The organism is Methanophagales archaeon, assembly GCA_021159465.1.
Lineage (GTDB): Archaea > Halobacteriota > Syntropharchaeia > Alkanophagales > Methanospirareceae > G60ANME1.
The window spans coordinates 1-8,731 of sequence record JAGGRR010000152.1; the positions used below are offsets into that span (position 1 = coordinate 1).

The 8,731-nt window shown below is 44.0% G+C and carries 11 protein-coding genes and 1 tRNA gene; 5 read left to right on the forward strand and 7 right to left on the reverse strand.

Annotated features, from left to right (window positions below; translation table 11 throughout):
- Positions 1-435: 435 nt before the first annotated feature.
- Positions 436-945 (forward strand): DUF367 family protein, encoded by a 510-nt coding sequence (locus tag J7J01_06830; GenBank protein ID MCD6210586.1) that lies wholly within the window; start codon positions 436-438, stop codon positions 943-945.
- A 50-nt stretch (positions 946-995) separates the two neighbouring features.
- On the forward strand, positions 996-1,514 hold the full coding sequence (locus J7J01_06835) for a GNAT family N-acetyltransferase (GenBank protein MCD6210587.1): 519 nt from the start codon (positions 996-998) through the stop codon (positions 1,512-1,514).
- Between the two features lie 64 nt (positions 1,515-1,578).
- On the opposite strand, the gene J7J01_06840 is transcribed toward J7J01_06835, so the two are convergent.
- The 5 genes from J7J01_06840 to J7J01_06860 form a co-directional block, all read right to left on the reverse strand.
- A complete protein-coding gene (locus tag J7J01_06840) occupies positions 1,579-1,758 on the reverse strand; it encodes a hypothetical protein (protein ID MCD6210588.1) in 180 nt (59 codons plus the stop codon).
- Positions 1,759-1,985: 227 nt separating this feature from the next.
- Complete coding sequence (locus tag J7J01_06845; protein MCD6210589.1) at positions 1,986-2,372, reverse strand: hypothetical protein; 387 nt, start codon at positions 2,370-2,372, stop codon at positions 1,986-1,988.
- A 127-nt stretch (positions 2,373-2,499) separates the two neighbouring features.
- Positions 2,500-2,706 carry a hypothetical protein gene (locus tag J7J01_06850; GenBank protein MCD6210590.1) on the reverse strand — a complete coding sequence of 69 codons (207 nt, stop codon included), beginning with the start codon at positions 2,704-2,706 and terminating at the stop codon, positions 2,500-2,502.
- A gap of 27 nt (positions 2,707-2,733) precedes the next feature.
- Complete coding sequence (locus J7J01_06855; protein MCD6210591.1) at positions 2,734-3,720, reverse strand: carbohydrate kinase family protein; 987 nt, start codon at positions 3,718-3,720, stop codon at positions 2,734-2,736.
- Positions 3,721-3,742: 22 nt separating this feature from the next.
- Complete coding sequence (locus J7J01_06860) at positions 3,743-4,408, reverse strand: hypothetical protein (protein ID MCD6210592.1); 666 nt, start codon at positions 4,406-4,408, stop codon at positions 3,743-3,745.
- A 58-nt stretch (positions 4,409-4,466) separates the two neighbouring features.
- Between J7J01_06860 and thiC the strand changes: the two genes are divergently transcribed.
- The gene (gene thiC, locus J7J01_06865) at positions 4,467-5,726 is read left to right on the forward strand and encodes a phosphomethylpyrimidine synthase ThiC (GenBank protein MCD6210593.1); all 1,260 of its coding nucleotides are present in this window, start codon (positions 4,467-4,469) and stop codon (positions 5,724-5,726) included.
- Positions 5,727-5,750: 24 nt separating this feature from the next.
- Here thiC and J7J01_06870 read toward each other — a convergent pair whose 3' ends face one another.
- Together J7J01_06870 and J7J01_06875 are read right to left on the reverse strand one after the other, a co-directional pair.
- Positions 5,751-6,347 carry a site-2 protease family protein gene (locus tag J7J01_06870; GenBank protein MCD6210594.1) on the reverse strand — a complete coding sequence of 199 codons (597 nt, stop codon included), beginning with the start codon at positions 6,345-6,347 and terminating at the stop codon, positions 5,751-5,753.
- Between the two features lie 78 nt (positions 6,348-6,425).
- Positions 6,426-6,498 (reverse strand) — tRNA-Gln (locus J7J01_06875).
- A 100-nt stretch (positions 6,499-6,598) separates the two neighbouring features.
- Between J7J01_06875 and cas6 the strand changes: the two genes are divergently transcribed.
- Together cas6 and J7J01_06885 are read left to right on the forward strand one after the other, a co-directional pair.
- Positions 6,599-7,315, forward strand: coding sequence for a CRISPR-associated endoribonuclease Cas6 (gene cas6, locus J7J01_06880; protein ID MCD6210595.1), 717 nt, complete (start codon positions 6,599-6,601; stop codon positions 7,313-7,315).
- Between the two features lie 128 nt (positions 7,316-7,443).
- The coding region (locus tag J7J01_06885; protein MCD6210596.1) for a hypothetical protein at positions 7,444-8,731 on the forward strand (1,288 nt) is incomplete at its 3' end.

Sequence of the window (8,731 nt, forward strand, 5' to 3'; positions counted from 1 at the left end):
ATGTCGCCTTCTTCATGCTCGTACTCACCTTGAAGGCTTATTGATCAATATCTCCACCGGTTTCGTCCCCCTGAACTCAGGGAATGGGTACAGTGGTCGGTCTACGAATCTAGGAGAAGAGCGTTCAGGACCATGGCAAAAACTACCTCGCCACAAGGTCACTTTCTGGCGTTCTACACCAACGATCCTATCAATTTCGTCTGCCAGGAGGCCGATTTCCTTGCATACCGTGGCTACTATACCCTATGCCAGGGCAGGGTGCTCAAGGTTCTTGCTACTATAATCGAGTGGGGAGAGTAGATTCATTGACATAGATATTCATATAAAATAATTCTCATTTAAATTCTGTGTTATAGCCGGGTATAAAATTAAATTCTGAGGTACTTTATATCAATATGTGCGGAATATAGGTTATACGACTTTATTGTTGTATATATGCAACTATATGCCTACGATACAGGGCAATGTGACCCTAAGAGGTGTACAGCGCGGAAATTAGCACGAGCAGGCTTGATAAGATCGGTTAATAAGATGCGGATGATACCCTATAAAACGATTTTGCTCGTTCCTACTGTTAGCATAGCGCTTTCACCCGCAGATAGAGAATCTACGAGCAGTATAACCGTTTTCGATTGTTCTTGGAAGGAGATAAGCACTTTTGAGGCGATTTTCAGGAAGTTGAGAAGAAGGAAGCGGGCTTTGCCTTATCTTATCGCATCGAACCCAACGAACTATGGTAAACCCTTTATCCTGAGTTCTGCGGAGGCGTTCGCAGCTGCTCTGTTCATACTCGGTGAGAGGGAACAATCACGAGCTATATTAAGCAAATTCAAGTGGGGCAATGAATTTCTGAGGTTGAATGAGGGGATGTTACTCGCATATTCCAGGGCAAGGGACAGTAAAGAGGTGGTGGAGATGCAAAAGAGGTTTATGAATGAAAGATAGATAGAGGATATTTATAAAAGGTAAAATAATCTATCTTTATATAGGATAAGATGGGCGTCTGCGTTGTAAATGATGCATATACGGGAGAGAAGCGCCGCGCAATAAAACTCGGTAAGGAGGATGCGAAGGATATCGCCGCGCTGTATAAAGAGGTCTGGCCTAAGGCGTATGAGTACCCGAAGGAATGGCGTGAGAAACGTGCGATGAGTGAGGAAGAGATAAAGAAGGAGATGGATTCTGGCTATTTCTTCTTCGGTGTTCGCATAGATGGTAAGCTGGTGGGTGTATATAAAGCATCCATAACAGAGAGGGGTTGTTTCGGCGAGCAGCAAGCAGTCCTGCCTGAGTATCGAGACCAGGGTGTGGCTTCAGCGATGTATGAGCAGTTCTATGAGTTCGCGAAGGCGAATAAGTGCAAGGTGAATTATGTGAATATCCTTGCGGGTAACGAGCCATGCGAACGAGCAATGAAGAAGTTCAATTTTTATAAGACTGGTAAGCCCTGGGAACAGAGTAAGGGCATGTGGGTTCAGACCTACGAGCGGAAGGTGGATCTCACCCAGGAATAAACGAAAAAAAATCTCAACATGGCTCTATCGTCGATGATGGCTTCGAAGAGATCGCATAGGTGCCCTATGTTACACCTCGGACTTCATTTGTTATTCGTCTGCTTATATCCTCCAGCACCTCATATGGTAATTTCACGAAGTCAGCAGTCATCGCCTCTACGGACGTAACCACCCTTATTGTGACGATTCTACCCAAGTTCCTTGCATCTCCGAGTGCCCCTGTTGCGAGGTCGTCACCGACGATTGCAAATGCCTGTCATACACAGTCATACCATCCTCTGTACTTCAATTCCTCCTCCACTATCCATGAGGCTTCACGGCATATTCGCAGTTTCTCCTCTGTAACTCTTTTGCTACTTCTCTCACTTTGTCCTTATACAGATCCCTTATTGGCACTCTCTATTCTATCCGGGTATATATAGTGTAGTGCCCTGAGCGATAAAATCCATACCTCTTTTCTTTGTCTCTTCTTCAAATATCTCTAAAGAGCACACCTATCACTTTCCGTTTCGCTTCTGCATCATTAATGCCCCGCAAAGCATTTAGAAACCGCTCTCTCGCATTTACGAATACTATTTTCAGTTTGAGCCCGACTCTGAAGGTATTCAGGACTTCCTCTGCCTCGCCTGCCCGTAGCAGTCCATTATCAATGAAGATACACGTGAGCTTATCACCATTATCTGTATGGTGGACCTCAGGATGGAACTGAATGCCATAGGCATAGATTGTGTGGCTCTTGCTATTATTATCACTCCTGTAAATGTTTAGGGGGATACGGAATGCTGCTATGAGTGAATTCTTTGTATAGCCTATTATTAACTGTGCACCATAACAGATACCGATGAAGGGTAGATTCAAAGTAAATATATCGGGACTGTATCATGGACTCTCAGACTCGTGAACGCTAAAGGGTCTGCCAGAGAGTATAACGCCTCTGACCTTACCCTTACCGCTTATTGCTTTTTTAAACGCCTCTAAGGGTATATCAAAAGGTAGAAGTTCGGTATTCGGTATATACACCCGGGTCTGTGCATCGCCTCGCTATAAGATGGAGATGGAGATGGCTGTATTGCCCACCGAAATCGAGCATCACCACCCTCGCCCTATCCCTATCTCTATCCCGTGGCATCCCTGTCGCTGTCACACTTCTGTTTGAGATTGTGAGATTGCTTCTTTTACTTTTATAAGACATAGCTTCCGCATTGTGATAAACATATAATTAGAGGGAGAGGGGGTTTTGCTTATTCAAACCCTGTAACTGTAACTCTAACTCATCCAGTCTGGGAAATGCATTACGAGACCTTGTTCTGCTTATATGGAGTGCAGCGCAGGCATTGGCGAATTCAAGGCATTCTTCTGCTCCTTTACCATCCAAAAAAGCGTATATGAATCCAGCATTAAAGACATCACCTGCACCTGTTGGCGATACCACATTCACTTTGAAAGAATGAGAGCTCACCGTGAAATCAGAGCTTATCCATGAAGAGCCCTTTGCACCCCTGTGAATGATCACGTTCCTGCATCCTCTTGCCAGTATATCCCGCTCTTGCTTTTGCTCTTGCTCCTGCCACTGCTCTGCTGATAGCTCCTTTAGCTCTGCCTCGTTTACGAACAGGAAATCGGTAAAAGGTAGAAGTTCAAAGACGGTCTGTTTCGCACTGGCTGTCCAGCCAAGATAAGCACTCCATCCGATATCAACGCCCGTGAACGCATCGTGGGATTTGGCTATCCTGAGTAAATCCTTATTGACTGTGAATAAACCTTCCGTGTTCCAATGTCCTGCCCTCATAACGAATCGTGCACGTCCTAAAAGTTCAGCTTCCACATCTTCTCGCATGAGGTCCTGATTCGCACCCCTATCAGTGAGCATAGACCGGCTACCATCTTCAAATGCTATGCTCACTGTTATCCCGGGGTGTGGCTTTCGTTCTGAAATAGCGGCAATGCAAACCACACCGAGCCTTTCCAGCTCCGATAATAGCCAGTTTGATAGCACATCATTGCTGAGCTTGCATATAATAGCAGTCCTCAATCCGAGCGAAGCGCAAGCGGCTGCACAGTTACCTGCCTGACCGCCAATGCTGAGCATGAATTCACAGCCTATCTGTTTGTCCCGTTCCGGATATGCCCGTATCGGCTTCGTTGCTATATCACAGAAGACATCGCCTATAACAAGCACATCATACTCATATCTCGTTTTTTGCATCTCTTTATCCTTATCCTTATCCTTACCCTGCCGCTTTGCACACTATCCGTAGCGGGCATTTATCGCATCTCTGCCGCTTACAGTATCGTATAAAGAGCTTAACGAGTGCAGCTTCAATCTTAGCCAGTAGCTCACCTGAGGATGAAAATTGGCTCAAATCTATGCCCAGATGCTCTGCAGCTATTCTCGCACTATTCGAGACTACGGGGTTTATCTGCCATATGCCACGCAACTCACGCAGGAATATCTGCACTGTTACTCTTCCAATGCCCTTGAATTCAATCAATCTGCACTCAAGGTCTTCTGTTGAGGTAGATTGTTCATAAATGTTATCGAGAGTGCCATATTTATCTTTAATACGATGCGCTATCTCGAGCAACTTCGTCGCTGTTGAAAAGTCGTATCGAACATAACCGCCTTCATCCAGAATCTTCACCAGTTCGTCCCAGCCGGCAGCAATGACCTTATCCGGGCTATCTATCCCATGACGTTCAAATGCCTTATACGTCTGTATAGCGATCTTCTCGTTTATCCTCGCACCGAATAATATAGAAGCCAAAAACCACCTGAACCTGCCTGAGGGTTCCTTAAGGTCTATGCCAAGGGTTTCCGTATAGGTCGGGAAATTGGTAATAAGCAGATCGAGTGTGTTTTTAATTTTTTTATTTTTATTTCCCTCTTCTTTCATCTCTCTAAAAGATATTACAAAGAAAGGCGTTCTATATTATTATAGAATAAAACAAAAAATGGGAAGCGATAGGGATTTAAAGCAAGTCGCTTTAGAGGAAGGAGTCAGTGAAGATAAATTAAAACGGCTTATTCGTTCCGGTCGAGTTGTAATACCGTGTAATGTGAGGCGAGGGGATGGGATAGCGCTGAAGGCAATAGGCGAGGGCATGAGCACGAAGGTGAATGTGAATGTAGGGACATCCAAGGACTATGTAAACGTGAGAGAGGAGCTGGAGAAAGCGAAGATAGCAGTGAAATATGGTGCAGATACAATAATGGACCTCTCAACAGGTGGTGATCTCGATGAGGTTCGCAGGCTGATATTGAAGGAAGTGAATGTGCCTGTGGGTACAGTACCGATATATCAGGCGGCACTGGGTAAACGTGGTGAGAGAGCGGTTGTGGATATGACCTCTGATGATATGTTCAATGCAGTTCGGCAGCATGCGAAAGACGGTATTGATTTCGTCACTATCCATGCAGGCGTGAATCTTAACTCACTTGAGCGGTTGAAGAGGTGCAACCGCATTTTGGATGTAGTGAGTCGTGGAGGTGCCTTCCTTGTCGCATGGATGATTCATAACGAGTGTGAGAATCCGTTCTATGCGGAATATGACTACCTACTGGAGATAGCGAAGGAATATGAGTTAACACTGAGCCTTGGTGATGGTATGCGACCAGGCTGCATCGCTGATGCTTCAGACAGGGCGAAATACATGGAGAACATAATTCTCGGTGAGCTCGTTGCGCTCGCACGAGAAGAAGGTGTGCAGGTGATTGTAGAGGGTCCGGGGCATGTACCACTGGATGAGATAGAAGCATCTGTGAAGACAATAAAGCATATAACAGATTTCGCACCGCTTTACCTGCTTGGACCGCTCGTTACTGACATCGCACCGGGGTATGACCACATTGTGAGTGCGATAGGAGGCGCAGTAGCAGGTATGTATGGCGCTGACTTCCTATGCATGGTCTCACCCTCCGAGCATCTCGCACTGCCTTCTATACAGCATATAAAGGATGGCACGGTGGTCACGAAGATAGCGGCGCATGTCGCAGACCTTGTAAAAGAGGAGCAAAGTGCACGTGCGAAACGGCGTGACAAGGAGATGGCGTATGCACGTAAAAATCTCAATTGGGAGAGGCAGTTTGAGCTCGCTATAAATCCCGAAGAAGCACGCATGATAAGGAATAGCAGACCCTCAGAGAGCGATGCATGCTCCATCTGTGGTGATTTGTGTGCGATAAGGCTGGTAAACGAGTTTTTGAAGAGTTAAGCAATTGGCAATTACAATTTAGATCTAGACCACGACCAGCTCATTCAATATCAGCACAGAGAGGGCGATTAAGAGCGCAAAGGTGTATATTCTCCTGTCCCATGCCAGTACCTTCTTACCGTCCAGTACGCTGATAGGAATCATATTAAAGAGTGCAAGCCATGCGTTTATGAACATGCCGAAATAGCCCACGTACCTGAACAAGCCGTGAGAGAAGTAGAATAGGGGTAAGAACATCATTGCTAACGCAACGTTCATCATCGGTCCTGCCAGTGCTATCTTTCCACTCTCCTCACGCGTAAGATATGGATTGAATATCATGACAGCACCCGGTGCTGCGAAGATGAAAGGTAAGAAGAAGGGTAGTAGTATCGCAATAAAGAGCATAAACGGCTCCATTCTGAATTCTGACCAGCTTCCATAGCTCTGTGCGACGAATTTATGTGCCAGTTCATGAAATATGAAGGCTGAGCCAACTGTAATAGTGGAGAGAATGAATACATTTGCCCAACTCAGGTTCAAAATCATCCAGCGTTTGATGAGCACGGTGAATGCGAAGGAGATAGCAATCCAAGCTATCAGCAGATGCTTCAGTTCCGTGCTACTCGTTCTTATCTTCATTCTCGCTCGTTTAATATAACTATAACCACATAAATTGAGATTAAATTGTAATAGTATAAGCATAGTATAAGTATAGTATAGCCCGGCACGGATTCGAACCGAGGTCGTGAGATCCAGAGTCTCACATGCTTGACCACTACACCACCGGGCTATGCGCTATGGGCTATATGCTATATTATTATAAGAATGATAGTAAAAATATAATATTTACATGTGGCTATATCTAAAGGTCAAATTTAAGTGCCCAATAAATGCGATTGATAATTAAGATAGAACCTTCGGAGGATTTCTCAGCGGATGTGGTGTATAAGCACACGATTCAGGGATTTATATACGAATGCCTGAGAGATGTGGAGGAGGATGCGAACTTTCATTCAGCGAAGCGGTTCAAGTTCTTCTGCTTCTCCGACATGTTTCCGGGTGGTGATTTTGTGGAGGGGGAAGCGAAGCGTTTTATCGTGTCATCGCCGAATGCGGGGCTGATGGGGCGGTTGTTTGAAGGGGTACGAGCGAAGAAGGATGCGCATATCGGTGCTCATAAGGTAAGAATAGAGGAAGTGAAGAAAGTGAAAGTGCCACTCAAAAATCAGTTTATCTCGGGCAGTCCGATAGTGCTTTACAAAGACAGTCGAAGGAATCTTTACTACTCTTTTCGACGAGATGGCGACCTCGATTTCTTTCTTGCGAGGTTGAAGGATAATGCGGTGAAGAAGTATGAGGCGTTTTACGGTGAGAAGCTGACGATTGAAGATGAAGAGCCGTTGTTCGACAGGTTGAGGTTCAATAAAGAGGTTGCAGTGAAGAATGTGAAAGGTGGCAAGGAGTTCATAATAATAGGTAGTGTGTGGTATTTGCTGGAGAAGTTTGAGATAAGCGAAGAGATGAGGAGGTTTTACTGGTTTCTGATGGAGTGCGGGCTCGGAGAGAAGAACAGCATGGGGTTCGGGTTCGTGAATCCGGTGAGGTGAACGTTCATTTTTGAGGGGTTGGCTAACGGCTAACCACTAACCACTAACCACGAGATTACACTACACAGTTTTTCACAATCACGGTATCTTTATATGTGGTTAATACAAAAGACAGGATTGGTAAGAAGATGCTGGATGCGATAAAGGAATTGGGGGATTATGTCAAGAAGCGGGAGGGATTAGGTGATATTGAGACATTTGTGGATAGAGTGAAATTGGACAAAAATACGAAACAGGTTTTATGCATAGTTTTTCAACATACGGCAAGAGGTTTTTCCTACAAAAGCATTATTCAAGAAGAGTATGATCCAAGAAAGGCATCATTATATCTTTATCGAGGGGGCTCTTCAAGAGGAATTGATACTCTACCTTCAGCGTTAATTACCGATAAAGTTGAGAAGACTTTCAGGAATAAGATTGCGAGATGGTTTAAGGATAAAGATGAAGCACTGTTCAGGATGATAGCGGAAGAGTTAGAAAAGAATAGAGATAAGATAGAAAGAAAGCTAATTGAACGCTATAAAGGGATACCTAAAGAGGAGAGGAGAAATGTCCTAATTACTTTAAAATTGGAAGAAAATGGGAATGAAAAATACATAGGAGAAATTTACGTATTCAAGAATGTCTTGGTTCAAGACACTGTTAGGAGTTATTACTTTTTGGATTCAATTGGTGAATCAAGAGGTGAAGGAATTTGCTATTTATGCGGGAATAGTGGAGAAATTTACGGTTTTGTGCTTCCTTCATTAAGAAGCTCAGGTTTTGGGCTGTCGTTCTCTACCGCTGATAAGCGGGGATTTTCACCAAATTTTATTCAAGAAAATCATTGGAAGGAGATACCTATTTGCGAGTATTGTGCGAGAACCTTAGAAACAGGAAAAAGATTTTTAGATGATAATTTATCTTTTCCAAAGAAGGGATTTAATTTCTTCGGATGTGAGTATTATGTAATACCAAAAATCATATTTGGAGAGTTGTTTGACGAATTTTACGATATTGTGACTTATTACAAGGATAAGGAGTATGTTGACGGTCTTTTAAGCGAAGAAGATTATTTAGAAGAGATTGTTAAGGATAAGGAGGATGTTGTGAGGTTGATTTTTCTGTTTTACACACAAAAAGGCGGGGGTAAATACATTGATATTGTGCGGTGTGTGGAAGATGTGCTACCTTCCTGGATAAAGGAGATGTATGATTGTCAGGATAGCGTGAAGAAGATGGACATCTTTCGGGAGGATAATATGCAGAAAATGATAAATAAGGGATGGGTTGGGAATTTTGTAGATGGACTAAGACTAATAGGCAAGAACGAGGACAGAAAAGGGTTAAGTAAAAATAATTGGTTTGTGAAATTTACGAGAGACTTCTTCCCGTCTTCAAAAACTGAGGGGACGCATGACAAATATTTTATGGATG

Bases quoted from the DNA above. Each gene is read 5' to 3' on its own strand.
- J7J01_06830 (MCD6210586.1), top strand. From the start codon at position 436: ATGCAACTATATGCCTACGATACAGGGCAATGTGACCCTAAGAGGTGT.
- J7J01_06835 (MCD6210587.1), top strand. From the start codon at position 996: ATGGGCGTCTGCGTTGTAAATGATGCATATACGGGAGAGAAGCGCCGC.
- J7J01_06850 (MCD6210590.1), bottom strand. From the start codon at position 2,706: ATGTCTTATAAAAGTAAAAGAAGCAATCTCACAATCTCAAACAGAAGT.
- J7J01_06855 (MCD6210591.1), bottom strand. From the start codon at position 3,720: ATGCAAAAAACGAGATATGAGTATGATGTGCTTGTTATAGGCGATGTC.
- J7J01_06860 (MCD6210592.1), bottom strand. From the start codon at position 4,408: ATGAAAGAAGAGGGAAATAAAAATAAAAAAATTAAAAACACACTCGAT.
- thiC (MCD6210593.1), top strand. From the start codon at position 4,467: ATGGGAAGCGATAGGGATTTAAAGCAAGTCGCTTTAGAGGAAGGAGTC.
- J7J01_06870 (MCD6210594.1), bottom strand. From the start codon at position 6,347: ATGAAGATAAGAACGAGTAGCACGGAACTGAAGCATCTGCTGATAGCT.
- cas6 (MCD6210595.1), top strand. From the start codon at position 6,599: ATGCGATTGATAATTAAGATAGAACCTTCGGAGGATTTCTCAGCGGAT.